General features: G+C 49.9%; 22 protein-coding genes. 16 read left to right on the forward strand and 6 right to left on the reverse strand.

What is annotated here, in order from left to right:
* Positions 1 to 3 precede the first annotated feature (3 nt).
* A complete protein-coding gene (locus GO013_RS02995) occupies positions 4 to 1,647 on the reverse strand; it encodes a sulfatase-like hydrolase/transferase (protein ID WP_163808566.1) in 1,644 nt (547 codons plus the stop codon).
* A gap of 357 nt (positions 1,648 to 2,004) precedes the next feature.
* On the opposite strand from GO013_RS02995, the gene GO013_RS03000 reads away from it, so the two are divergent.
* From GO013_RS03000 to GO013_RS03075, 16 genes are all read left to right on the forward strand, one after another.
* Positions 2,005 to 3,450 carry an amidohydrolase family protein gene (locus tag GO013_RS03000; RefSeq protein ID WP_163808567.1) on the forward strand — a complete coding sequence of 482 codons (1,446 nt, stop codon included), beginning with the start codon at positions 2,005 to 2,007 and terminating at the stop codon, positions 3,448 to 3,450.
* A gap of 690 nt (positions 3,451 to 4,140) precedes the next feature.
* Positions 4,141 to 4,860: a TetR/AcrR family transcriptional regulator gene (locus GO013_RS03005; protein ID WP_163808568.1), complete on the forward strand. Its 720-nt coding sequence runs from the start codon at positions 4,141 to 4,143 to the stop codon at positions 4,858 to 4,860.
* Between the two features lie 131 nt (positions 4,861 to 4,991).
* Positions 4,992 to 5,612, forward strand: a complete 621-nt coding sequence (locus tag GO013_RS03010; RefSeq protein WP_163808569.1) for an MBL fold metallo-hydrolase — start codon at positions 4,992 to 4,994, stop codon at positions 5,610 to 5,612.
* A 507-nt stretch (positions 5,613 to 6,119) separates the two neighbouring features.
* On the forward strand, positions 6,120 to 7,634 hold the full coding sequence (gene caiT / locus GO013_RS03015) for an L-carnitine/gamma-butyrobetaine antiporter (RefSeq protein WP_163808570.1): 1,515 nt from the start codon (positions 6,120 to 6,122) through the stop codon (positions 7,632 to 7,634).
* Between the two features lie 61 nt (positions 7,635 to 7,695).
* Positions 7,696 to 8,829, forward strand: coding sequence for a crotonobetainyl-CoA dehydrogenase (caiA, locus tag GO013_RS03020; RefSeq protein ID WP_163808571.1), 1,134 nt, complete (start codon positions 7,696 to 7,698; stop codon positions 8,827 to 8,829).
* 39 nt (positions 8,830 to 8,868) lie between these two features.
* Positions 8,869 to 10,104, forward strand: a complete 1,236-nt coding sequence (gene caiB / locus GO013_RS03025) for an L-carnitine CoA-transferase (RefSeq protein WP_163808572.1) — start codon at positions 8,869 to 8,871, stop codon at positions 10,102 to 10,104.
* A 194-nt stretch (positions 10,105 to 10,298) separates the two neighbouring features.
* Positions 10,299 to 11,891 (forward strand): crotonobetaine/carnitine-CoA ligase, encoded by a 1,593-nt coding sequence (gene caiC / locus GO013_RS03030; RefSeq protein WP_163808573.1) that lies wholly within the window; start codon positions 10,299 to 10,301, stop codon positions 11,889 to 11,891.
* Positions 11,892 to 12,017: 126 nt separating this feature from the next.
* On the forward strand, positions 12,018 to 12,869 hold the full coding sequence (locus tag GO013_RS03035; RefSeq protein ID WP_163808574.1) for a MaoC/PaaZ C-terminal domain-containing protein: 852 nt from the start codon (positions 12,018 to 12,020) through the stop codon (positions 12,867 to 12,869).
* Between the two features lie 115 nt (positions 12,870 to 12,984).
* Positions 12,985 to 13,758: a putative electron transfer flavoprotein FixA gene (fixA, locus tag GO013_RS03040; RefSeq protein ID WP_163808575.1), complete on the forward strand. Its 774-nt coding sequence runs from the start codon at positions 12,985 to 12,987 to the stop codon at positions 13,756 to 13,758.
* A gap of 11 nt (positions 13,759 to 13,769) precedes the next feature.
* Positions 13,770 to 14,714, forward strand: a complete 945-nt coding sequence (locus tag GO013_RS03045; protein WP_163808576.1) for an FAD-binding protein — start codon at positions 13,770 to 13,772, stop codon at positions 14,712 to 14,714.
* 762 nt (positions 14,715 to 15,476) lie between these two features.
* Positions 15,477 to 17,096, forward strand: coding sequence for a sodium:solute symporter family protein (locus GO013_RS03050; protein ID WP_163808577.1), 1,620 nt, complete (start codon positions 15,477 to 15,479; stop codon positions 17,094 to 17,096).
* Between the two features lie 134 nt (positions 17,097 to 17,230).
* On the forward strand, positions 17,231 to 18,514 hold the full coding sequence (fixC, locus tag GO013_RS03055) for an FAD-dependent oxidoreductase FixC (protein ID WP_163808578.1): 1,284 nt from the start codon (positions 17,231 to 17,233) through the stop codon (positions 18,512 to 18,514).
* Positions 18,511 to 18,798: a 4Fe-4S dicluster domain-containing protein gene (locus GO013_RS03060; protein ID WP_163808579.1), complete on the forward strand. Its 288-nt coding sequence runs from the start codon at positions 18,511 to 18,513 to the stop codon at positions 18,796 to 18,798. The genes fixC and GO013_RS03060 overlap by 4 nt, the downstream gene beginning before the upstream one ends.
* A gap of 259 nt (positions 18,799 to 19,057) precedes the next feature.
* Positions 19,058 to 19,369, forward strand: a complete 312-nt coding sequence (locus GO013_RS03065) for a YhdT family protein (RefSeq protein ID WP_163808580.1) — start codon at positions 19,058 to 19,060, stop codon at positions 19,367 to 19,369.
* Positions 19,370 to 20,836 carry a sodium/pantothenate symporter gene (gene panF / locus GO013_RS03070; protein WP_163808581.1) on the forward strand — a complete coding sequence of 489 codons (1,467 nt, stop codon included), beginning with the start codon at positions 19,370 to 19,372 and terminating at the stop codon, positions 20,834 to 20,836.
* 97 nt (positions 20,837 to 20,933) lie between these two features.
* Positions 20,934 to 21,683 (forward strand): SGNH/GDSL hydrolase family protein, encoded by a 750-nt coding sequence (locus GO013_RS03075; RefSeq protein ID WP_163808582.1) that lies wholly within the window; start codon positions 20,934 to 20,936, stop codon positions 21,681 to 21,683.
* A 131-nt stretch (positions 21,684 to 21,814) separates the two neighbouring features.
* On the opposite strand, the gene GO013_RS03080 is transcribed toward GO013_RS03075, so the two are convergent.
* The 5 genes from GO013_RS03080 to GO013_RS03100 all read right to left on the reverse strand — a co-directional run bounded on the left by GO013_RS03080 (position 21,815) and on the right by GO013_RS03100 (position 25,393).
* Entirely contained in the window at positions 21,815 to 22,417 is a 603-nt protein-coding gene (locus GO013_RS03080; RefSeq protein WP_163808583.1) for a LysE family translocator, read from the reverse strand.
* A gap of 10 nt (positions 22,418 to 22,427) precedes the next feature.
* Positions 22,428 to 23,261 carry an AraC family transcriptional regulator gene (locus GO013_RS03085; RefSeq protein ID WP_239057715.1) on the reverse strand — a complete coding sequence of 278 codons (834 nt, stop codon included), beginning with the start codon at positions 23,259 to 23,261 and terminating at the stop codon, positions 22,428 to 22,430.
* A gap of 330 nt (positions 23,262 to 23,591) precedes the next feature.
* On the reverse strand, positions 23,592 to 23,882 hold the full coding sequence (locus GO013_RS03090; RefSeq protein ID WP_163808584.1) for a DUF3861 family protein: 291 nt from the start codon (positions 23,880 to 23,882) through the stop codon (positions 23,592 to 23,594).
* A gap of 93 nt (positions 23,883 to 23,975) precedes the next feature.
* The gene (locus GO013_RS03095; protein WP_163808585.1) at positions 23,976 to 24,194 is read right to left on the reverse strand and encodes a hypothetical protein; all 219 of its coding nucleotides are present in this window, start codon (positions 24,192 to 24,194) and stop codon (positions 23,976 to 23,978) included.
* Complete coding sequence (locus tag GO013_RS03100; RefSeq protein ID WP_163808586.1) at positions 24,164 to 25,393, reverse strand: FMN-binding protein; 1,230 nt, start codon at positions 25,391 to 25,393, stop codon at positions 24,164 to 24,166. Before GO013_RS03100 ends, GO013_RS03095 begins: the two co-directional genes overlap by 31 nt.
* Positions 25,394 to 25,470: the final 77 nt, after the last annotated feature.

The following is a 25,470-nucleotide window of genomic DNA, read 5'->3' on the forward strand; positions in this document are numbered from 1 at the left end:
AGGCTATCGAACCATATCCTTATATGAATGGCCATGAATAACGCGTGCGGTATCGCCTTCCTTGCTCAAGAGCGTATGCAACCCATCGAGTTTCTCGGAACGAATTCGTGCGAGTTTCGCAATGGTCCCGGACAGTGAACACGTCGAATACGGGCGGTGAATGATTCCCTCCAAAGCGGTCGCGATGTTCGCATGACTCTCCCTATATGCCGGAGACATCCAAAAAAGCATGGGGACTTCCACCATATTCTTGGTCGGATTCTTCTCGGAACACCCACGCATGTATCGCGAGTCATAGACGTCCTGTCCATGATCGGAAAAGTACAGGACAAAGGATGTGTCCGGTACGTTTTTCACCGCTTCCACCACCCGGTGCAGAACAAAATCAGTATATGCAAGGCTGTTGTCATAATGATTGATATGCTCAATGGCCTCGTCATCAGCCCATTCCTTCAGGGCCACCCCTTCACGCGAGTCCGGGGCAAAGATCATTCTTTCTCGTGGATACCGCAAGGCATAGGTCAGATGAGACCCCAAAAGATGCAAAAAAACGGCTTTCTTCGGTGCGGGATCAGCCAAGGCCTTTTCAAGATGCGGGAGCAATTCGCCATCATAGGTCGCGCTTTTCCCTTCCTTGCGGGAGAGGTTGATATAGTGACGAGCAGACGCCCGCGCAGTCATGGTCTCCAGAATATTCCCGGACCCTTTGGGGGCCGTCTGATTGGACAACCAAAATGTCTTGAAGCCGCACGCATTGAAAAGGTCAATGATGGACGGTTGAAAATCGTTCTGTTCAAGGGCACCCAAACGGAGCACCTGCTTGAGAGAAGGAATGGTATGTGTTGCGGGGCTGGTGACGTCGTCAAAGACAAGCCAGTCATCTTTTTCTGCATATGGGGTGGTATCCCGTGCATATCCATAGATTCCCATATGATTTCTATTGGCGGACTCGCCGACCACGATCACGCAGGTCAACGGACTGTCGTCGGTCTCAAGCGTCCCGAAAATACCTACGGGCACGACTTTTTCATGGGCGGCCCTCCGCGATTCCTTGACGTATCTGTCCAGGCTCCACACCACCATATATCCAGGATGTGAGCCAAGGAACCGCTTACCCTGCTCCACTGCGGTCTTGGCGACAAAGCCGGAGACAACCAGCAAAATGGTCCCGATGACAATCACGCCTTTTTTCCCGAACAACACCTCCCGCTTGATCACCCGAAGAAACAGCAGGACGGGAATCACACAGCTGAAAAGCACTCCCATGACCTTCAGCAGGCTGACCTGATCGACAAAAAACTCGGACGATTCCGGCCCGGTCGTCTCGATCATGGAAAAAATTGCATACGTCGAGATACCAGACTGATATGTCAAAATATGAAAGGTGTTGCACAAACTGGCCACCATAAGGGCCACAAAAGCCGGAACGGTAAACCACTTATAGGCGCGGCGACTCAAAAAAACAGCCGGCACCGCAAGCAATGCATCAATCAACACGGCACGGAACGTATCGGCAAGCGCAAAACCGCGAAACGTTACCCCATAAAGCAAAAGACCATTAAACACATCCAGGCTGATAAAAAGAAGCCATGTCCCGACAAAACCAGCAAAGTTCAGCCGGTTCAGTATTTTTTTCAACCATGCCATCCGCACATTCTCCCACGTATCTCGTTCACAAAGAAATACCTCAACAGCCAACAAAACGTTTGAGTATATATTCAAACATTCAAGGTCAACGTCTTTGCAGTTTTCTCCCTGCATTCATTTCATACAAATAGTGGTCTTTAATTCTCCCTTGCCATGCCCCCACACAAACGGTGACACGAAACGCCCTTCTCTGTCCCTGAACAAAAAAAGGCCAAGAACCTCACTCTATGGATTGTGAATATTCCATTTTTTGATATATATAGACACATTGTCATAACAACATACGAATTTGGACATCGCGTCTTCCGTGACACAGGAAGTCTTGACATCCAATACATCTGAAAAGGAGCAATGACGATGAAGGGAAAAACACCTCAGGACCAACAGGATTCGCACGCCAACTCACGAAGGGACTTTCTCAAAACGGCATCAGCCGCAGCCGTTGCCGTTGGCATCGGAGTGGGAATGGCACACACCACACACGCAGCAATGCCCGCTTCTCCATTGATGACAAAGGACGAGGAGGGACATGAGACCCTTCTCATTAAAAATGTCAATATTTTCGACGGAACGCACGACCAGTTAAAAAAAGGCATGAGCGTTCTTATCAAAGGGAACACCATCGTCGAAATCAGCACCAATTTCACAGTTCCTCACAATACGAAGATCATTGACGGGGGTGGCAGGACCTTGACGCCAGGATTTATCGATATCCACACCCATCTGCAATTCAATGTCGGTCCCCATGAATTCATGGCAGCTCCAGCCGACTATCACGGGGCGCTTGCCTTATGGGAAGCAAACAACACACTCATGCGCGGATTCACCACCATGCGTGATGTCGGCGGTTCTGTCTGGGGTGTCAAAAGAGCCATTGATGAAGGCTATTTTCCCGGTCCACGCCTCTACTCAAGCGGATCGGTTATCGGCATGACCGCAGGGCATGGAGACTACAGAACCACCAACACCTTTCCCCGACAACTGGGAGGGGCTTCGGAGACAGAAATTGAACGACTCGGCATGACGTACTTTGCCGATGGCGTACCGGAAGTCCTTTCCGCCAGCCGGACCGTCATGCGTAGCGGTGCGGCATTCATCAAAATGTTTGTAGGCGGTGCAGTGTCCGGTCTGTATGATCCACTTGATGTCGCGGAATATTCGCTGGAAGAAATCAAGGCGGCAGCCCATGAAGCGGATCGATGGAACACCTATCTCGCTGTTCACACCTACACGGACAAAGCGACCATGACCTCCATTGAAGCCGGGGCAAAAACGCTTGAACACTGCAATCTGATCGGTGAAAAGACCGTCAAACACGCGGTTAAAAACGGATGTTACATCAGTGCTCAGACAGGTGTCTATCTCAGCCCTGCCCCGGAATCATTCACACCGGCTCAGGTTGCTCGCCAACAACAGGCTGCGGAAGGATTGGACAATCTGCTCACGCTTTGCCAAAAGCACAAAGCCAAGGTCGCTTTTGGATGTGATTTACTCGCTTCCCTTGCATCAAAAGAAACGCAATGCACTGAATTCGTTAACCGAACAAAATGGTTTTCAAACGTGGAAATTCTGAAACAGGCCACCTCTGTCAACGGGGAAATTCTTGCCTTGAGTGGGCCGCGCAACCCCTATCCCGGCAAACTCGGCGTTATTGAAAAAGGCGCGCTGGCAGACGTACTGCTTATCAATGGTAATCCACTCAAGGACCTGGACCTCCTGTTAAATCCGGATGAAAATATTGCCGTGATAGTCAAGGACGGCAAGGTCTACAAGGACACGCTCAGTCAGCACAGCATAGGATAAAACAGCCATGGCTCCCCCCTTGCTAAACAGGATATGGCACACAAACCTCACACAACCATATTCATACATAGAGGGGCCGAACTCCAGTTCGGCCCCTCTCCTTTCTACAATGTCCCCTCTCATTCCCGAATTTCCCCCGACGTAGAAAAGCCCTCCATCAGAAAAAAAGAACGCATTGTATGTCATTGCCCCGCTCAACAGGACACCTCTCAAAAAAAAGTAAAAGAGAAGAGACACCTTCACAGGGCCCTCAAATCAACGGATTTCCTCTTATTTGGAAACAAACATTCGCCCCAGCAGATTAAAACAAGGACACAGAATACAGTCTCTCAAAACAAAAAAGGAAAAAACGACGAACTCAGAAACTAAAACGAATAAACGATATTCAGCCATTTCAATCGGGCGTGCCAATACATACCCTCAAGAGGAAAATGGCTTCAGTAAACCGACGACAGGAAGATCTTGTTATATATAGACAAAATGTTGTAATCATCGTGTTTTGATTTTTTTTTGTACTTTGTAAAAAAAAAGATCTTGATTATTTTTCAAAAAAAAGCTTTAATGATCTTTGAGAATAGGAAAATCCATGTACCAGATGATTTCGTGGTCAAAATCTTCCCTTTTTTTTGCCCACGACTGGTATACGTCCCCCCCCCTTCTACATTGAAGGGAACAAGCACAAGACAGACTATGACCAAAGAGATGAAAACGTCCAAAGACCGAGCAAAATTGAAACAGCAAAGAATCATCAAATTCTTCATTGATTCTGCCAACGAAATAATCAAACAGGATGGCGTTGGCGCAGTCACAATTCGCAAGGCCGCAGATCTTGCTGGATACACCAGCGCGACACTGTACAACTACTTCGACAACCTGCAACACTTGGTCTTTCTCGCGACCATGACATACCTTGAAGAGTATAATGCAGCCCTTCCTCGCTATTTGAAAGGGTCGAAAAACTCCATTGAACGATATATGCTGGTCTGCAAATGTTTTGCGGAATTCTCCTTCTCTGATCCTGAGATTTACGAATTACTGTTCTTCACCCATAGCGATGAAAAACTCGAAGAATATACCAAACAATATTATGACCTTTTCCCTGAAAGAATCGTTAAGGACTGGCCTGCGCCACTCAACAAGATTTATGTGCTCAATAGCATCTACTCCCGCAGCTACATGATGCTGGACGACTGTATTCAAGAAGGATTCATTACGCCCGAAAAGGCACAGGATTTCAACGACGTCAATCTCCGCATATACAAAACCATTCTTCAAGATGTGCAGGAAGGCGAACTTACCAAGAAAGAAGCCATTTCCAAGACGATGAAATATTATTTTCAACTCATGGAATATTATATGGAACCGGACGCCTTACCTCTCTTGAAACAAGTCAAACAAAAACTGCAATAAACGTTTTTTCACGGATCATCCGTCACACAGTCAAACGCATCATATGAACAAAAAGGCATCATGCACAACCGTGCAAAAATATCCGTGGGCAACCAAGCCTTCCCACTAATCCATACCCATAAAATAAAGCGATGCAGATCAGAAAATTTATTCTCAGTCCATTTCAAACCAACGGATACCTGCTTTCAAAGAACGGACAAGCAATTTTCATCGATCCAGGAGATAACCCGACTGAGGCCATCTCCATCATACAACACGAAGGATTGACGCTAACCCATATTCTCATCACGCATATGCACAGCGACCATTTCTATGGAGCGGCCACACTCGCCAAGGCAACTCATGCCGAAATTTTGGCGAGCGCAGACGATGCCTTCATGGTCGAAACAGAAATTCGTGAAGCACCCCAATGGGGCTTTTCTCCGCTTGATGAACCTTTTTCCTTCACCTCCATCCAGCCCGGCGAGCTCGAATTCCTCGGCGAAAAATGCCAAATACTCGCCACCCCCGGGCACTCTCCAGGAAGTCTGACCTTCCACTTTACGGATAAAGGCATTGCATTTGTCGGGGACCTCATTTTTTATCGCAACATCGGCCGAACCGACTTTGAAGGCGGCGATCTGTCCACCCTGCTCAATTCTGTCAACACCCAAATATTCACTATGCCGGACGCAACGATTCTCTACCCCGGCCATGCCAACGCAACCAACGTGGCAGATGAAAAGGCGCACAATCCGCATTTTCGCCGATAGAACCCATACCATCCAATGCCTCAAGATAGGGGCAACACTCAAAAAGAAGCCTGTACGTAAAACATCACATCGTACGGGCTTCTTTTATTAGAATAGAGTCTGCCCCTTTTTTCCTTTACGTCCTCTCTCTTTTTCTATTTTCCCCCCTCTTCCATCTGTCAAAATGCCACAATTTTCTCTAAAAAAATCATTTTCTCTGTCAAAAAAGAAAAAAGAGCAATTTAATTAATTTCTCAACTTATTGTAATATATGATATATTAATATTTTCAATTTTATGATCATGGTTTTTTTTTAAAAACGATTGCAAAACAATCGCGGTTGTGCAAAAAATCACTTCCAACAAACAAACGCGATTAGCAATCTTTATGCGATCATATTATTGGCATTCAAAAAAGACCATAAACGCGTTTGAGGCAATTGAGGGAGCACACAAAATGCGCTCAGGGGGGTTGAGCAGTTTTCAACTGACTCAACAGTATTTTTTCTAATAACGTGGAGTGTTTCGGATGGAACCAAACAAGACAAAAAAAGTGAAGATAGACCCAAAAGTCTTTTTCCCTTCACTGACTATTGTGGGAATCCTGAGCTACCTGACTGTCAGGGATTTGGATGCGGCCAACAAAGTCATCAACACACTGTTCAGCTACGTCACCAACACGTGGGGTTGGGCGTTTGAATGGTACATGATCATCATGTTGATCGGTTGGCTGTGGATGGTTTTCGGACCGTGGAAAAACAACAAACTGGGCGAAGAAGAACCAGAATTCAGCACAGCCAGCTGGGTCTTTTTACTCTTCGCGTCTTCGACGTCTGCCGCAGTTCTTTTCTGGGGGTCATATGAAGCATATTGCTACGTTTCCACACCGCCCTTCGGCTTTGAACCATTTTCCGTTACTGCCAAGGAATATGGACTGGCATACAGTCTCTTCCATTGGGGACCACTACCCTGGGCCGGATACGGATTCTTTACCGTCGCTTTCGGGTATTTTCTCTTTGTAAAAAAAATCAACGTCATGCGCCCAAGTGGAACGCTTGCTCCGATCATTGGCGAAAAAAACTGCAAGGGAATACTCGGGGCCATCATCGACAATATGTATATTGTCGGTCTGATTCTCGCCATGGGAACCAGCCTCGGTTTGTCCACCCCATTGGTCACGGAATGCATCGAATGGCTTTTTGGAATCCCGCACACCCTGCAACTTGATGCCACAATCATTGCCTGCTGGATTCTCCTGAACGCCATCTGCGTTGCCTTTGGCCTGTCCAAAGGTGTCAAAATGGCTTCTGACCTCAGAAGTTACCTGTCCATCTTTGTCCTTCTGTGGATCTTGTGCCTCGGTGGAACCACGTTCATCTTCAACTACTTCACTGACTCCGTCGGTATCATGTTGAGCAACTTCACCCGGATGCTCTTCTACACCGATCCCATCAGGGGTGGAGGTTTCCCGCAGGGTTGGACTGTCTTTTACTGGGCATGGTGGGTCATTTACGGAATTCAGACCTGCCTCTTCCTCGCACGTATCTCTCGTGGCCGCACGGTTCGACAGGTCTGCGTTGGCATGGTCAGCGGACTGACCGCCACCACCTGGTTCATGTGGACCGTCTTGAGTGGCAACACCATGGACCTCATCCATCGCGGTGTCATCAACATGCCGGAACTGGTCGCCAAATATGGTGCTCCACGAGCCGTTATCGAAACGTGGGCAGCATTGCCTTTCAGTACAGCCACAATGGTCATTTTCTTTGTGCTGTGCTTCATCGCAACCGTTACCCTTATCAACGCCTGTTCTTACACGTTGGCAATGTCAACATGCACAGAGGCTGATGGCTACAGCGAACCCCCTGTTTGGGTCCGTGTCGGTTGGTCGGTTCTCGTCGGAATCATCGGCGTCACCCTGCTTGCCCTTGGAGGACTCAAGCCTCTCCAGACGGCAATCATCGCAGGTGGCTGCCCGCTCTTCTTCGTCAACCTGATGATCATCTGGTCCTTCATCAAGGATGCACGAGCTAACAACTGGTAAAAAATCTGAAGGGGGAAGCCTCGACAGCTTCCCCCTTTTAAAAAGTAAAGGAGATTCACTCATGGATTTCAGACTGACAGATGAACAAGAATTATTCGTCGCGGGCGTCCGCGATCTGATGGAAAGCGAAAACTGGGAACAGTACTTCGTTGAGTGCGACAACAACCACGAATACCCCGAACGTTGGGTCAAGGCACTTGCCGAATTGGGCGTTGACACAATGCTCCTGCCCGAAGAGCACGACGGTATGGGCATGGATATGGTCACCCTGACCGCCATTTGGGAAGAACTCGGACGCCACGGTGCCCCGACCTATGTTCTCTATCAACTGCCCGGCTTCAACACGATCCTGCGTCACGGTACCCAGGAACAGATCGACACGATTTTCGCATTTCGCGGGACCGGCAAACAGATGTGGAACTCCGCCATCACCGAACCCAGCGCAGGTTCCGACGTTGGCAGCCTGAAGACCAATTACACCCGTAAAGACGGCAAGGTCTACCTCAACGGTCAAAAATGCTTCATCACAAGCTCCCTTCATGCCCCGTATCTCGTGGTCATGGCTCGTGATTCCGCATCCGAAAAGCCCATCTTCACTGAGTGGTTCGTTGACATGAGCAAAGAAGGCGTCAAGCTGAACCCGCTCGACAAGCTCGGCCTGCGCATGGACAGCTGCTGTGAAATCGTATTCGACAATGTTGAACTGGAAGAAAAAGACATGTTCGGCACCGAAGGCAACGGCTTCAACCGCGTCAAAGCCGAATTTGACGATGAACGGTTCCTGGTCGCCTGCACCAACTACGGTGTCGCTCTGTGCGCTTACGAAGATGCGGCAAAATACGCGAATCAGCGTGTCCAGTTTGGTGAAACCATTGGCCGCACTCAGCTCATTCAGGAAAAATTCGCTCACATGGCTATCAAGCTGAACAGCATGAAAAACATGCTGTTTGAAACCGCATGGAAAACCGATCAGGGCACTGCCACTTCCGGTGATTCCGCCATGTGCAAATACTTCTGCGCAAATGCCTCTTTCGAAGTCATTGACACCTCCATGCAGGTTCTCGGCGGCATCGGCGTGACCGGCCATCGTGTCGCTCGCTTCTGGCGTGACCTCCGCATCGACCGTCTCTCCGGCGGCTCTGATGAAATGCAGATCCTCACACTTGGCCGTGCTGAATTGAAAAAATACCGCTAAAGTCAAAACGATCAAAACTGAAATAATCAGGTTAGATACATGTCCAATAAAATAAATACACCCAAATTCGGCCCACTGACAGGCGTCCGCGTCATCTTCTCGGCTATCGAGATCGCTGGTCCCTTCTCAGCACAAATGCTGGCTGAATGGGGTGCGGAAGTCATCTGGGTTGAACACACGGCATACGCGGACACGATTCGCGTCCAGCCGAATTACCCGGAACTGTCTCGCCGCAACCTGCACGCCATGTCCTTGAATATCTTCTCCGATGAGGGCAAAGAGACCTTCCTGAAACTCATCGAAAGTGCCGACGTGCTGATCGAAGCAAGCAAAGGCCCCGCTTTCGCACGTCGCGGCCTTCCCGATGACTTGCTCTGGGAACACAATCCCAAACTGGTTGTTGGCCATCTGTCCGGTTTCGGTCAGTACGGAGATGACAAGTTCACCAATCTGGCTGCCTACAACACCATTGCCCAAGCCTTCAGCGGTTACCTCATCCAGAACGGCGATGTGGATCAGCCCATGCCGGCATTCCCCTACACCGGGGATTACCTCGCCGGATACGCTGTCACCAGTTCCGTGCTGGCTGCTCTGTACAATGCAGAAAAGACAGGCAAAGGCGAAAGCATTGATATCGCCATGTACGAAGTCCTGCTCAACGCCGGTCAGTACTACATGATGGACCACTTCAATGGTGGCGAAATGTGCCCCCGCCAGACCCGGGGCAAGGACCCGATCTGGGTCGGTTGCGGAACATACATTTGCAACGACGGCTACATGGTCATGGAACTTGTCGGCGCAGCTCAAATCGAAAAGATGTTCGCAAAACTCGGCATGAGCGACAAGCTCAACACCGAAGAATACCCGACTGGCACCCAGCTCATCTCCCGGGAAAGCCCCTCCGGTCCCGACGTTGAAAAAGGACTGGAAGCATTCATGGCAGAGCGGACCGTTGAAGAAGCCCTGGCCGAACTGGCTGATGTCAAAATCGCTGGTGCAAAGGTCCTGGCTGTCGATGAATTGGAAACCAACCCGCAATACATTGCCCGTGAATCCATCGTCGAATGGGACAGTATGTCCGGTCGCAAGATCAAGGGACCGAACATCATGCCCAAATTCAAGAAAAACCCCTGCAAGATCTGGCGTGCAATGCCTTCGCACGGCATGGACACCACCGCGATCTTGAAGGATCTGGGCTATTCCGATGACGCCATCAAAAAGCTGGCTGACAACGGCACGGTCAAATTGGGCGATGCCACCCCAAAAGACAACTAGTCGCTGAATACCTAAAAAAAACGGACTGTTCAAAAACGAATGAGTAGCATTCATCTCCAGAAAATTGTCGCAGGAACTCCACTCTCCATGAAATGCGATCGCTTTTTGGACCTCATTCAAAAAACCGTTTTTGAACAGTCCGTAAACAACAATTCTTCTTTGGATGCAACACATTCAAATAAAGGGATATGACAGTGGATATCGTTGGTGAAAAAAATATAGGCGCATTGTGGGACGAACTGGCTCAAGTCCATGCTGCAAAGACTGCACTCATTTTTGAAAACGCCTGTGGCGACACATGCGAGTTCACCTATGCCGAGCTCAATGACGACATCAATCGTGCGGCCAATCTGTTCCTTGAACTGAACATCCGAAAAGGCGACAAGGTCGCGGTTCAAGTTCACAATAGTCCAGAATTCCTGACAAGCTGGTTCGGTCTCGCCAAGATTGGCGCCATCATGATCCCGATCAATGTTCATTACCGCCATGAAGAATGTGCGCATATCCTCAAAAAATGTGCTCCCAAGGCATTGATCATTGAAGAACAATTTTTACAAATACATCAGGAAATTCAGCAACAGCAGGACATAACAATCCTGCACACGCTTATTGCTCGAACAGACCACGACACAGCGCATCCGAAAACACTCAACTACAACGCGATGCTCCGTAAGCAAACTACAACGCTCAAGGAACACGTTTTTGTCAGTTGTGATGATCCGGCAGAAATAATTTTCACCTCTGGAACGACAACACACCCAAAAGGTGTCGTCATCACGCATTACAACCTCTGTTTTGCAGGCCGCTATACATCCTGGCAGGTAGGGATTGACTCTGACGACAGATACCTGACGATGATGCCTGCATGTCACATCGACTTTCAATGTACTGCTGCCATGCCCACATTCGCTGTCGGTGCGACTTTCATCATGCTTGAGAAATACAGTGCCCGAAAATTCTGGCGACAGGTCTGCCTGCATCGGGCCACCCTGACGGAATGTATTCCTCTCATGATCCGTACCCAAATGCTGCAACCCCAAAAAGCATGGGAAAAAAACCATTGCCTGCGGGACGTCCTTTTCTATCTTACGCTCTCCGATCAGGAAAAAAATGCCTTTATGGAACGGTTCAATGTTTCGCTCTTCACGTCATATGGCATGACTGAAACCATTGTCGGCATTCTCGGTGACCGGCCTGGCGACCGGCGGAAATGGCCATCCATCGGAAGGACAGGTATTTGCTATGACGTCGAAATTCAGGACAAACACGGCAACGAAATTCCGCCAAACGAAATCGGCGAAATTGCCATCAAGGGCATTCCCGGAAAAACCCTTTTCAAAGAGTATTATGAAGAGCCGGAAGCCACGGCAGAAACACTGACGTCCGATGGCTGGCTGAAAACCGGAGACAAAGGGTACACAGACAAAGATGGGTACTTCTATTTTGTCGATCGCAAACTCAATCTGATCAAACGCTCGGGCGAAAATATCGCCAGCACCGAGATTGAAAATCTTCTGGTGAGTCACCCGCTTATCATGGACGCCGCAGTTGTCGGCATCCCGGATACCATGTGCGACGAGACAGTCAAAGCCTTCATCATCGTCAAAGACGGTGAATCCGTGACAGAAAAAGAAATACTCCAATTCTGCTCCGAAAGAATTGCAAAATTCAAAGTACCATCGGCGATTGAAATCCGAAAAACTTTCCCAAGGACATGCGTTGGCAAGGTCCAAAAAAGCATTCTCAGAAAAGAATCAGTCCATCAAAATTCACCCTGTGGCGACTAAAGACAATCACACACGATGAGGCTGACAAAATACATAAAGAGATGGCCCCGAAGACCCTAAATACTAATCACGATTAGTAAATAAAATCTGATTACAACTTAATCAACAGTTAAAAGGAGAATGAACATGGCATTAAAACTCGACATGGTCGGCAAGTGGTATGGTCCCTTTGAACGGGAATATGACTTCAGGGAGCTCAGCATTTTTGCACTGGGTTGCGGTGCTGCTGCTGATGGCCAGACGGATCTGGAATACGTGTATGAAAAAGACATGAAAATTCTGCCCATGTTTGCGGCCATGCCTATCGTCGATAGTGAAGTCACCAAAACCATTGACTATGGATTTGAATGGGGTGGCTCTCTGCACTGGGGCTTTGACCTGAACATCCACCAACCCATGACCGCGCTGTCCGGCAAGCTGAGCACAAAAGTCCTGCTGAAAGCGCTCTATGATCGTGGCGAAGGTCGTGGCTGCCTTGCCCAACACATTGGCGAAACATACGACGAAAATGGCACCAAGCTCTTCACCAACGAAAGCTGGGACTGCGCCTTGTACGACGGCGGCTGGGGCGGCGAAAAAGCTCCTCGTGATATCGTTGAAATCCCCGAGCGTGAGCCTGACTTCGAGGTCTCCGAAAAAGTTCCCTTGAACCAGTCCTTGTTGTACCGCCTCAATGGTGACTTTCACCCACAGCACATTGACTGGAAATATGCACAGAAATTCGGTCATCCAAAACCGAACCTCCATGCAGTCAGCACAGCCGGTTTTGCCTGCCGTCATATCATCAAGACCCTGTTCCCAGGTGAGCCTGAACGCCTGACCCGCTTCAAGACTCGAATCACCAAGTCCCTGTACCCAGGCTGCACCATTAAAACCCAGATGTGGAAATGGGATGATAATTCCATCCACTTCCGTGTGATTGATGCCGATCACCCGGAAACTGTCTACTTGAACTACGCACTGGCTGAATGGAAATAAGACTTCTTACGAGAAGTTGAGATGAGCTGAAAAGAGAAGGGAAAGCTCTCGTGCCAGGTATAATCCCCGGCAGTTTCCCTTCTCTTCTGCAAAGATCAAAACAGGAAGGATACACATGAAAATCATCGTTGGTTGCAAATTAGTCCCTGAAGAACAGGATATCACTGTTCAAAAAGATGGCACGCTCGACTTGAGCAAAGCCACCCCAAAAATCAGTCAATTTGACCTCAACGCCATTGAGGCCGCGGTCGAAATCAAGGCTGAAATCGCTGACAGCACGATCACTGCCCTGAGCGTTGGTGGCAAATACCTTGATAACACCAAGGCCCGCAAGGACATCCTGTCCCGTGGACCGGACGAATTGACATCGGTCATCGACGAGAATCTCGAAACGGCACTGCCCCACCAGACAGCCCGTATCATGGCTGCCGCGGCCCAAAAAAATGGATTCGATCTGATTATCTGCGGTGATGGCTCCGGCGATCTGTACGCACAACAGGTCGGCATCCGTCTCGGTGCAGAACTCGAAGTCTCCACCCTCAATGGTGTCACGAAAATTGTTTCTGTCAGCAATGACTTGCTGGTCGTTGAACGCGCTCTGGAAACTGAAGTCGAGACGCTGGAAGTATCCCTGCCCGCAGTGATCTCCGTATCCCCAGACATCAACGTGCCCACCATTCCCGGAATGAAATCCATTTTGAAAGCGGGCAAGAAACCCGTCAATGCCATGACCCTTTCCGACCTCGGTCTTGCTGACGATCCCGCACTGGTGGAACTTGTCGAAATCAAGGCTGCCCAAAAGAAAGATCGGAAAAATATCATCATCGAAGGCGATGGCGAAGACAAGATCGCAGAATTTGTCAGCCACTTGCGCACAATCATGAATTAGGGAGAAGGAAAATGAGTAAAATTTCCAACATATGGGTCTTTAGTGACGCAGAATCCCGTCTGCCCGAAGTCATCGCAGGCGGCGCAGAGCTGGGAGAAAAAGTCTCTGCATTTGTCATCGGTTCCCAGGACCAGGCAACACAAGCGTTTTCATACGGCGCAGATGCCGTTTATCACCTTGGAGAAATGGACTCCGCACGCATCGTGGAAGCATACGCCGACACCATGGCGAAGGTCATTGAAGAGGGCGACAAGCCCGCCATGATCCTGCTGCCCGGCACCAAACGCTGCAAAGCCTTGGCCTCACTGCTGGGTGTCAAGCTCAATGCAGGAGTTGTCACCGAAGCATCTGAAATCACTTCGGATGGGAATGCAGTCCAAGCCAAACACATGGTGTACGGTGGTCTCGCCCTTGGTGACGAAAAAATCGCGTCCCCGATTTCCATCGTGGTCTTCGGTGGAGGCGTCTTCCAGCCGGCTGAAGCTGATGCATCCAAAACCGGCGAAGCCGTTTCCGTGGATTTCATCGAGCCCAAGACATCCATCAAATGCATTGAGCGTCAGCCCAAACAAGGCAGCAGCGTTGACTTGAACAAGGCCAAACGGATTGTTGCAGTGGGTCGCGGAATCGCCAAACAGGAAGACATCAAGCTGGCAGAGGGTCTCTGCTCCGCCATCGAAGCCGAATTGGGATGCTCCCGCCCCATCGCAGAAAGCGAAAAATGGATGGAGCGTGAACGGTACATCGGTATCTCCGGAGTCATGCCAAAACCGGAACTGTATCTGGCACTGGGCATCTCCGGTCAGGTTCAGCACATGGTTGGAGCAAACGGCGCACAGTACATTGTCGCAGTCAACAAAGACAAGAATGCTCCGATTTTCGACTATGCCGACTACGGTATCGTTGGCGATCTGTACACCATTGTCCCGGCAATTGTAGACGCATTCAAGGGATAATCAAATAGTTCAACAGACCACGGGGGTCTTCGATAACAACGGCCCCTTGTTCACACAAATGGAGTTCTCAGAATAAAAAAACATGACGAGTCAAAACGTCTCCATGATTTGATCAATCGGTACACCTGTCATCCTCCACATCAAACGTGACAGGTGTACCGAAATATCATGGCCTATCATGGCACAGCCTGGCGCCATTCAGGAATGTCATGTACCAGACAAACAAATGACACGACATGAACAATATTGCACTCGGCCAACCCCTTATCCTCCACAGATATGCCTGCACAATTTGATGCAGGTGGGCCCAAAAGCAAACAAAACCTGAGTTCATTGTGGACTGGAACAGAACGGGAACGTTCACAAAGGTTCTTCATTATCACACAAACGTACTTTTATGCGGTGATAATGAAGAACCTGCCCCAAAATCACCATGAATTATATCGAAAACAATCAACTATTTTCCAAAAAACCAAAAGACGCGGTAACGCGGGAAAACATACATATTCTTTTTGAGGAATAAATACTGAAATTCGAAAGTTAAAATCACATGTTCTTGCGGTCCCGCCGTTCTTAAGCATACAGAAGGCCAAATTTTAACTGCAAGATACAAGCAATAAGGACGAAGTATGGGCGAAATTATATTTTCCATCTCCATAGGAGCATGTCTTGTGACTGTTGGACTGTTCATGAACTGGAAGCTCTCAAAAGAATATCGAAAACTTCTACGAGAAAAAACCGAATCCAAATCGGAATAATATTATGAACATCTATACTATCGGCGTTCTTTGCTGCATCTTGATCTATATTATCATCGGGTTTTACGCTGGCCGGAAAATAGAAAATGTCGAAGACTACTATGTCTGCGGACGCAATGCCCCGACCATCATGATCGCAGGGACCATGTTTGCTTCCATGCTCAGCACGAACGGCTTCATGGGGGATACCGCGTATTGTTTTACCGGGAATATAACAACCATGATCCTGATTAATGCTCTCTGCGCTTGCGGATACGTTGTCGGACCACTGCTCTTCGGTCGATATCTGCGTCGTGCAAAAGTCAACACCATGCCTTCATATTTCTGGCGTCGTTTCAACAGCAAAAGAATTCGACGATTTGCCGGCATAACAACAGTTATTTCACTGTCTGCCTATCTTCTGAGCGTCATTCAGGGCACGGGAATTCTCATGGAAACCCTGACCGGATATGACAAAACTATCTGCCTGCTCATCGCATGGTTCTGCATCACCTTTTTCACCATTTATTCCGGGTCTCGGGGTGTCGTCATCACCGACACACTCATGTGCATCTTCTTTCTCGCCGCAACCATTATCGCCGGACCATTCGTGTTCAACGCAAGCGGCGGTCTCGGAAATCTGATAACGACCCTCGCGACCTCGCCAGACACACCGGCGGGACTTCTGGATTACCATGGCAACACAGGCGGCAAATCGCCAATGGACATGATCATGTATGCCATCACCATCGGATGCGTCTGGATGCTGGCTGTCAGCGTCAGCCCATGGCAGGCCGGGCGCAACATGATGGCAAAAAGCGAACACGTCATCTTCCGTTCCGGTGCCATCTCGGCCTTTCTGACTGTCTTCTTCCTGTTGTACCTGTACCTGATCGCAATCAGCATCATTCCGTTACACCCCAATATCGACAAACCGGAAAAAATTCTCATATGGGCGGCCTTTGAAATCATGCCGCAATTGATCGGCGTTGTCCTGTTGACAGGTATCATGACAGCAGGACTTTCCTCGGCATCAACTTTTCTTTCTGTCGTCAGCTTCAGTATCTCCAGTGATGTCATGGACATTAATTTCAAGGATGAAAAAGCCCAATTGGAATTCACACGATTTGCCGTCCTGGTTGTTGGATTGATGGCCTTGGGACTGGCCTGTCTGGAGCTGTCATCCATCCGCATCATCACTTGGTTTGCCAGCACCATCATCGCCTCATCATGGGGAGTGGTGGCCATTGCCAGCGTGTGGAGCAAGAAACTCACGGAACGCGGAGCCTACTATTCGATGGTCGGCGGATTCTTTTGCTACCTGATCGCTAAAATTCTGAAGGAAGTGGCGGGACTCCCCCTCAACAATCTACTCGATCCCTTCTTTATCGGGATTGCCCTGAGCGCCGTATTGGCAATTCTGGGATCACGAGGACAAAAACGCACTCCCGAAGAAGCGGCTTTCCACACCAAATTGCATGAGGTGCCAGCGTCCGAAATCGTCATCAGCGATTACAAGAAAGATACAATATACGGTTGGGGCCTGGTGGGAGCTGGAATTCTCATCTCCTCCATATTCATAATTTATTGGGCAATCCCCTACAATACAATCAAGGGAATCGACCTGCTGTCTTTCCTTAATTAAAAGCATAGAATAGCCTTAACAGGCTAAATTTACTGGGAATAATTTGTATCCTTTTACTCATGACGGAGAAAAGGACGTCTTTCACTCAACCCAAAAACATCTCTAAGGCCTCTGGCCGTATATGAGGTACCATTATGTCTGTAGATTTTGATGTAATCATTGTTGGCGCAGGCCTCGCAGGATGCACCAGTGCATACCTGCTGGCTCAAGCCGGTCTGGAAACGCTGGTCATTGAACGTGGCAACTTCCCTGGTGCCAAGAACATGACTGGCGGCAGACTGTACGGTCACAGCCTGGAAAAGATCTTCCCCAATTTCGCGGAAGAAGCCCCGGTTGAACGGTGCATTGTTCATGAAAAAATTTCCTTTATGGACGGCGAAGACAGCACCACTTTGGAATATGCTTCGCCCAAATCCGAAGATCCGGCAGACCGTTCCTATTCGGTCCTCCGTTCTAAATTCGATCAATGGCTTGCTGACAAGGCCGAATCTGCCGGTGCCAGCATCGTGCCCGGTATCCGGGTCGATGACCTCATCGTCCGCGACGGCAAAGTCTGCGGCGTGGTTGCCTCGGGTGAAGAAATGGAAGCCCACACGGTCATCCTGGCCGACGGCGTCAATTCCATTCTGGCCGAGAAACTCGGTATGGAAACCAAAGTCTCTCCACATACCGGAGCGGTAGGCGTCAAGGAAGTCATCCAGCTCTCCAAGCAACAAATCAATGACCGCTTCGGCTGCACGGATGATGACGGTGCGGCATGGCTCTTCGCGGGCACCCCGTCCAATGGGCACATGGGTGGCGGCTTCATTTATACCAACGAAGACACCTTGTCCCTCGGTCTGGTCTTCGGCCTGCACAACATTGATAAGACAGATAAAAGTGTTCCTCAAATGTTGGAAGACTTCAAGGACCACCCCACCGTCAAACCCCTTCTTGAAGGTGGAAAACTGATCGAATACTCTGCCCACGTTGTTCCTGAAGGCGGCTACGACATGATTCCGAAACTGGTCGGTGACGGCGTGCTCGTGGCAGGCGATGCCGCAGGCCTGTGCCTGAATGTCGGATTCACCGTTCGAGGTATGGATCTGGCCATTGCGTCCGGCGAAGCTGCGGCAAAAGCGGTGATCGCTGCCAAAAACAACGGAGACTTCAGCGAAAGCGGACTGTCCTCCTACAAAACGGAACTTGAAAACAGTTTTGTAATGAAAGATATGAAGCTGTATCAAAAGCTTCCCCGATTTCTCGACAACCCCCGTATGTACAACGAATACCCAAACATGGTGACCGGAATCATGAAAGATATCTTCACCATCAACGGAACATCCGTTCCCTTGCGGAAAATCATTACACCTCACTTGAAACAGGTTGGATTCATGAACCTGCTTAAAGACGGCTTCAAAGGAGCGAAAGCGATATGAGTAATCCAGTCAATGTAGACGTCAAACTCGGCGTCAATAAATTCTTTGTCGACGAGGGAAATCCTCACATCGAACTGGTGGAAACGCCAAATGAAGAGGAATTCGCCAAACTCGAAGCAGCATGTCCCGCCGGTCTGTATAAAAGAGATGACAACGGCACCATGCATTTCGATTGTGCGGGTTGTCTGGAATGTGGCACCTGCCGGATTCTGTGTGGTAAGACCATCCTGAAAAAATGGGAATATCCCAATGGAACATTCGGGGTTGAATTCCGCCACGGTTAAGTCGTTGAACGGCATTACGACAGAGTCAATCCCATCTTCAAAAGAATAGACAAACTTCCCATCCCCTTGGTAAGTCCAGACCCCTGTTCGGCATCATGACAAAAGGACTCCTTTATGCCATTGACATCCGGACAAAACTCCTAAAACTTGGGCTTCCCGGTGCCGACAGTGAAACCAGCACTGTCGGCGCCATCAAGGGCTTTGAAAAAAGGGCCTGAGAATACATCATCCCCCAATTCCGTTTACAAGGGAACGCATCATGAACAAACAATCACAGGACCCACGATTCAAACAGGCCAACAAAGAGGCCCTGCTCGCATTGGGTGTCTACGCCCTGTACTTTGTCTGGTGGTATGTGTGCGCGTATGGCCTGGGGGACGGCAACCCCGACGACTATGTGTATGTCTTTGGAATGCCGGAATGGTTTTTCTACAGTTGCATTGTCGGCTATCCCCTCATCACCATCCTGCTCTGGGTTGTTGTCCGCTGTTGTTTCAAGGACATGCCTCTCGACTCGGAACCACCTCACGACAGCCACCCTTCCAACTCCACCACGAGGGAGCATCGTTAAATGCCAACCAATCTTTCCACCATAATCCCGGTTATCATCTATCTGGCACTCTCCTTTGCCGTGGCCATCTGGGCTCGGAAAAAATCCGAGGCCTCCCAGTCTTCACAAGGATTCATTGAAGATTATTTCATTGGAGGACGCTCCTTGGGAGGCTTTGTCCTCGCCATGACCATCATCGCGAGCTACACCAGCGCGAGCAGCTTTGTCGGCGGCCCGGGTGTGGCCTATCGCCTCGGTCTCAGCTGGGTCCTGCTTGCCATGATTCAGGTTCCCACGACATTCCTGACCCTCGGCATCCTCGGCAAACGATTTGCCATCATGGCCCGCAAGACGCAGTCCGTGACCATCACTGACTATCTGCGCGCCCGGTATGACAGCGACGCCGTGGTCATCCTCTGTTCCATCGCCCTCATCGTCTTTTTCATGGCCGCCATGCTGGCGCAGTTCATCGGCGGGGCGCGACTTTTTCAATCCGTAACCGGATATCCCTACATCATTGGCCTGGTTCTTTTCGGGGCCAGCGTGGTTCTCTACACGGCTGTAGGCGGCTTCCGGGCGGTGGTCCTGACCGATGCCATTCAGGGCATTGTCATGATCGTGGCCGTTGTGGTCGTGCTGTTGGCTGTTATCAAAGCCGGTGGCGGCATGGAGCACTGCATCACCACCCTCAAAGAAATTGACCCGGGGCTTATCACGCCAACCGGACCCAAAAACGCCGTTCCACAACCCTTTACCCTCTCCTTCTGGGTACTCGTCGGTATCGGAATCCTCGGACTTCCCCAGACCACACAACGATGCATGGCGTACAAGGATTCCCAGGCCATGCACAACGCCATGGTCATCGGAACGCTGCTTATCGGCTTCATGATCCTGTGCGCCCACTTGGCTGGAACACTCGGACGAGCGGTTTATCCGAACCTCGCGGCGGGCGATCTGGCCATGCCAAGCCTCATCGTCGAACTGCTTTCCCCGGTCTGGGCGGGCATCTTCATTGCCGGACCACTGGCCGCCATCATGTCAACGGTTGACTCCATGCTCCTGCTTGTCTCCGCCGCCATCATCAAGGATCTGTATATTCATTACAGACTCAAAGGCGATGCCTCACGGATGACGCTTGTCAGCCTGAAAAAAGCGAGCCTCATCTGCACGGTTGTCATCGGATTTCTGGTCTTTATCGCAGCGATCGAACCGCCTGACCTGCTGGTCTGGATCAACCTGTTCGCCTTTGGCGGACTGGAAGCCGTGTTCCTGTGCCCAATCGTCATTGGTCTCTATTGGGAAAAAGGCAACGCGACCGGGGCCATCGCCTCAATCCTGCTTGGCACGTCCACCTTTGTCATTCTGACCATCATGAAACCGGCCATGGGCGGCATCCATGCCATTGTCCCCACCACGCTGGTTGCCCTGATTGCCTTTGTTGCCGGCTCACTTCTTGGACGAACGCCCAGTCTTTCCAAAGGGCATTGATCCGTCCAAAGACAAAAGGCACTGGTCGGCATATTCCTTTTCAACACTGAACATCGGACACTTCACCGTCGTCACGACTCCATTTCGAGGCTTGAAAATGAAGACCCTTTTAACATTTGGTGACAGTTTTTCAGACAATGGTTTTTCAAACGGGTGTGGGTATAACAGACTGAGCAATGGCCCGGTCTGGGTCGAATATCTGGCTCAGATGCTGGGCGCATCCCTGGAAGATCGGGCATGGTGCGGCGCCACATCTGGCCACGGCAATGCCTCTGGTCCAAAAGACTGGTCAGGTCTGGCCTGGCAGGTTGACACCTATTCTCCGACGAATAGCGAAACCAACAGACTCTGCACGCTCCTGATCGGCATAAACGATGTGTATGACGGAACCGGCACGGCCAAAGACAGTGTCGCCAACATCATAAGAGCGATAGAAACTCTCAACGACAAGGGGATTCATCGCTTTCTGATTTCCAATGTCCCGGACATTACCCATGCTCCGGCATATGCCGAGGAATACGCACCTCTCAAGAAGACCGTCCAAAACACACTTCGAACAATCAACGAACACCTTGAACAGTCTCTCACCGGACCAAACGGATTGTTGACGCGACTGCCTGACATCACACTCTACCCGGTGCTGAATGCCTATGACATTTTCAACGCGCTGGTTGCAGACTCCCGATTTGCAAACACCAGAGAACCGTGGAATGGCACCTATTCAGATCCAAACACCACCGGATACATGTGGTGGGACGACTGGCACCCGACAACAGAAACCCACAAGGCGTTTGCCAAAGAAGCATTCAAGATCATTGAGTCCGGTCCCATTCGCCGTCAGGCATGACCGATCATCGCATCATTCCGACTTCGGGCCAAACACGCTCCCATTCAAAAAGGGTCTCCAAATAACTGGAGACCCTTTTTGAATTCATACTCGAAACAGGCTCTGACGCGCATTCCATCTTTTCAGCCAGTTTACCATACCGCCCGATAGATATGGGTGTAGGCCATCTCCAGAGCCACGAAGACCAACACGGCTCCCATACAATAATTAAACCACTTCAAATACAGGGAATTCTCAATATATCTGGACACCTTTGTTCCTGCAACGGCGTAGACCAAAGGCGCGCCGAAACCGAGAAGCCCCAACCCGATTGACCAAAGAGCGATGGCACTCCCCTGAATGCCTGCTGCTGGGAATTGGACCGCTGTCACTGGCAGAACAACCAGAAAGGACTTTGGATTCAACAACTGCATGAGCAACCCGTCACGAAATGAAAACGCGCTTCCAGTGTGTTCATCCCGCTCGAGGGCACTTTCCGAAGCAATAATCTTATAGGCGAGAAAGAGGATAAAAGCGGTTCCAAGGGCCGAGATAATGGGCATGACGCTGTGGTCGATCACCGCGCTTCCGGCATACCCGACAAGCAGAAACCAGAAGCACAATGCGGTCCCCACTCCCATGCAAAACGAAATATGTGTGGTAAATCGGGTGTGCATTCCGCGATTCAGACTGAGGATATTCACGGGACCGGGCGTATACATCACCCCAATGCTATACAACAGAATTCCGAGCATGGGACCATCCTCATGGTTTGATTTGTTGTTGATACTGTTTCGGTGTGATCCCGTAGAATCGCTTGAACGATCGATTCAGGTGACTCACATCGAAAAATCCGAAATCCTGCGCAACATCCGAAACAGCGGTTCCCGATTCAAGCGAAATTCGAACCTTGTTGATCTTGAGATTGAGAATATATTGGTGCGGGGTCAACCCGAACTGATTTCGAAACAGGCGAATGAAATGATATTTTGACAGAGAGGCCACGCCACTCAGGACATCAATCGAAATATCCTCTGTGATATTGTCATGAATGTATTCTCTGGCTCGCAACAACAAAGCGTCCTTGTCGCGCACCCATGCGTCAACACTGGAAATCCCCAACCGCTGTGCTAATCGTTTCGCGATGGCATACAGGCAATGATCATATTCGACAGCAAGATGCCGCCCCTCAGTCACAAGCCGGGACATATTCAGAATCAAAGCCCGAAGCACGGCATCGTCAAAATGGGGTTGCGCCAGACGAAATTCCTTTGCATCCGACGTAGCCGCACTCCAAAGCAATGGATAGAACTCCGTGGTGTCGAAATAGAGCATGGTGTACTTCAAGGCGTCGCTGGTTCCCGGATGTCCATTGTGAACATCGCCCGGATTAAACGCGATGATATTGCCGGGATGACTTCGAAAAAACTGCCCCTTGCACGCGAATTCCTGCACACCATCCATGGTCACGCCAAGAGCCAACTCTTCATGCGCGTGTTTGGCGTAGGAAAAATCCGACATGACCGCATTGAGCATGGTCATGCCGACATCGCTCCCCGCGTTCACAAATTCAAAATGATTCGATTCCATACGTGCCATATTTCGCCCTTTGTTCTGCATCAGTCCTACCCCACCCACCAACAAAAAACTTGGACAAAATTGCTCAATATCCTCTCATTCCAGACAACGGAACGCCCCGGCGATATTTCTCGTAACCAGCCTGGCCCAACAAGAGAATCACAAATATCCAAGCTCACCCCAAAAAGTTCTTCGTCTGGATATTACGCGAAAAAACAACATATTGGCAACACGATCACTCCCACCCAAAAAGAGAACGGACCTGGATAATGGCAATCCAGGTCCGTTCGGAATTATCGTCTTACAACGATACCCGAGCATCTGTCGGGAATGGTGTGAGCGTGGGAATGGCTAAAGCTCACCCGACAGACTCCTTTTCAATTCTTTCATCAATGCCTTGAAGTGAGGCATCAGCTTGGCCATGGATACAGAATCCCTGTTTGAAAGGACCGCGCTGCCAAGCAGCTTGGCACCAACCACCAACGCACAACGGGTCGCTTCGTCAAAAGCCCCCTGCTGCCGCGCTCGATCCAGCAGATCAGACACATCGTCATGGCTTCCAGCCTCAAAGAGCATCGGGCCCTCGGCGGTTTTGCCCTCAACCGGCTTTTTCTCCACCGTTATCGTGTACGTATACTTCATTCGAATGTTCCGTCCTTATGGGATGCGATGCAATCTGTACACACTCTCGACGAACCTTTCCCTCTCCAAAACTTCGAAGATACCATACCACTCCTATTCCAGATTCTTCTTGAACTTGGACATGGTCTCATCACTCACATCCAACTCAGGCGAGGCCAGAACAGGGGCTTCCATGACCATTTCTTCATTGGATCTGTTCAATTCGTCGATCACGTGGGTTCCCACTTCGATTGAAATCAGAAGCAGGCCCAACACGGCGAATATGGGGACAACTATTCCAATCAGGCGTTCTTTTGTGTTCGCTTGAGCCATACCTTTTTCACCCTCCTTCGCAGCATTTTGATAAAACCTTCAATCGGCGGAATGGGACACAGATAGTTGCACCACGGACGCCTGATGAACATGGCCGTAACGAGCACCAGACCCAACAGGAAAAACAGAAAGATGCTGCCATCCAGATCAAACAGGGTTCCAAAGATCTCATAGCCGGACAACCCGGGATTTCTGAACAGAAGCGCAATGATGATTGCCATGAAAGCCAGACCGCGCTGCGCCCATTTGAACCCTGATTTATACGGAATGTTCTTTGCCTGCTTGGCACCTCCGACCAATCCCATGCACTCCTGAGCCGCGCCAAAGGGACAAAACCACATGCAATAGGGATTCTTGTTGTCAATGGTGAGAACCAGAAATATCCCGGTAACCAGCAGATAATAGTATATATGCGTCTGCCATTCGGGCCAGAAACCAAGCAACAATTTATTGATATGCGAAATGGTCAACGGTTCCGTGTACCAAAACCCCAACACGATCATGCCGACAACCATACTGAACCATCTGGCCTGTTTGGTAAATTTGAAGGATCGACGATGACCGATGAACCCGACCGCAAAAAGCACGATCAGCACGATCTCAGGCACACCAAACTGGATTCTTTCAACAGGTTCCGGCGGCACCGACAAATTTAATTGGGACTTGGCAATGGTTCTGCTGCCCTGAAGCGCGGCCTTTGCCAAGGCTCTGGAAGTATATGTCGCCCCGGCGACAGCGGCCAAATCTTCGCCAAACGAAAAGGCATCAGTATAGCTCTTGCCAAGCAAGGTCTCCGTGAATCCGCTGGCGGCCACCCGTTTGAACCAATTAGGCGTCTCCTTGTGGTCAACCACGCCGACCCCGGTAATCGAGCCTTTCAAGTCAGTGGCAACGGCCAAGACCAGCGGCCCGCCATACCCATTGGCCGTTCCCAAGGAAACATAGCATCGAAACGTCTCCGCATCCTGACCGTCATAGGCGGCAAAGGTCACATCATCGAGTCGTTCGAACCGCGTCGCACTCGGCACGGCTTTATGCAAAGCCGGTTCGATCGCATTCGTACTTTGGGTATATCCAAATATACCGGCAGCAATAATACAGACAATTGCAGCCAGTCCAAGCCACCAATCCAGATCCCTGGTCGTGCCGGACCGAGTCTGGTCTGTCTCGTTTATTTTCTGAATATGCACAGTCTTCACTGTCTCTTTCTCCTTGTACACTGTCCCTCTGGCTCACCCGCCAACGAGGATCTCGGACACCAGAAAATATCCGGTAC

This window comes from Pseudodesulfovibrio sp. JC047, from assembly GCF_010468615.1.
Taxonomy (GTDB): Bacteria; Desulfobacterota; Desulfovibrionia; order Desulfovibrionales; family Desulfovibrionaceae; genus Pseudodesulfovibrio.

Excerpts from the sequence above, each read along its gene's own strand:
- GO013_RS02995 (WP_163808566.1), bottom strand. The coding sequence starts at position 1,647 with ATGGCATGGTTGAAAAAAATACTGAACCGGCTGAACTTTGCTGGTTTT.
- fixA (WP_163808575.1), top strand. The coding sequence starts at position 12,985 with ATGAAAATCATCGTTGGTTGCAAATTAGTCCCTGAAGAACAGGATATC.
- GO013_RS03080 (WP_163808583.1), bottom strand. The coding sequence starts at position 22,417 with ATGCTCGGAATTCTGTTGTATAGCATTGGGGTGATGTATACGCCCGGT.
- GO013_RS03085 (WP_239057715.1), bottom strand. The coding sequence starts at position 23,261 with ATGGCACGTATGGAATCGAATCATTTTGAATTTGTGAACGCGGGGAGC.
- GO013_RS03095 (WP_163808585.1), bottom strand. The coding sequence starts at position 24,194 with ATGGCTCAAGCGAACACAAAAGAACGCCTGATTGGAATAGTTGTCCCC.
- caiA (WP_163808571.1), top strand. The coding sequence starts at position 7,696 with ATGGATTTCAGACTGACAGATGAACAAGAATTATTCGTCGCGGGCGTC.
- panF (WP_163808581.1), top strand. The coding sequence starts at position 19,370 with ATGCCAACCAATCTTTCCACCATAATCCCGGTTATCATCTATCTGGCA.
- GO013_RS03065 (WP_163808580.1), top strand. The coding sequence starts at position 19,058 with ATGAACAAACAATCACAGGACCCACGATTCAAACAGGCCAACAAAGAG.
- GO013_RS03000 (WP_163808567.1), top strand. The coding sequence starts at position 2,005 with ATGAAGGGAAAAACACCTCAGGACCAACAGGATTCGCACGCCAACTCA.
- GO013_RS03005 (WP_163808568.1), top strand. The coding sequence starts at position 4,141 with ATGACCAAAGAGATGAAAACGTCCAAAGACCGAGCAAAATTGAAACAG.
- GO013_RS03090 (WP_163808584.1), bottom strand. The coding sequence starts at position 23,882 with ATGAAGTATACGTACACGATAACGGTGGAGAAAAAGCCGGTTGAGGGC.
- fixC (WP_163808578.1), top strand. The coding sequence starts at position 17,231 with ATGTCTGTAGATTTTGATGTAATCATTGTTGGCGCAGGCCTCGCAGGA.
- caiT (WP_163808570.1), top strand. The coding sequence starts at position 6,120 with ATGGAACCAAACAAGACAAAAAAAGTGAAGATAGACCCAAAAGTCTTT.
- GO013_RS03060 (WP_163808579.1), top strand. The coding sequence starts at position 18,511 with ATGAGTAATCCAGTCAATGTAGACGTCAAACTCGGCGTCAATAAATTC.
- caiB (WP_163808572.1), top strand. The coding sequence starts at position 8,869 with ATGTCCAATAAAATAAATACACCCAAATTCGGCCCACTGACAGGCGTC.
- GO013_RS03075 (WP_163808582.1), top strand. The coding sequence starts at position 20,934 with ATGAAGACCCTTTTAACATTTGGTGACAGTTTTTCAGACAATGGTTTT.
- GO013_RS03050 (WP_163808577.1), top strand. The coding sequence starts at position 15,477 with ATGAACATCTATACTATCGGCGTTCTTTGCTGCATCTTGATCTATATT.
- GO013_RS03035 (WP_163808574.1), top strand. The coding sequence starts at position 12,018 with ATGGCATTAAAACTCGACATGGTCGGCAAGTGGTATGGTCCCTTTGAA.
- GO013_RS03010 (WP_163808569.1), top strand. The coding sequence starts at position 4,992 with ATGCAGATCAGAAAATTTATTCTCAGTCCATTTCAAACCAACGGATAC.
- GO013_RS03045 (WP_163808576.1), top strand. The coding sequence starts at position 13,770 with ATGAGTAAAATTTCCAACATATGGGTCTTTAGTGACGCAGAATCCCGT.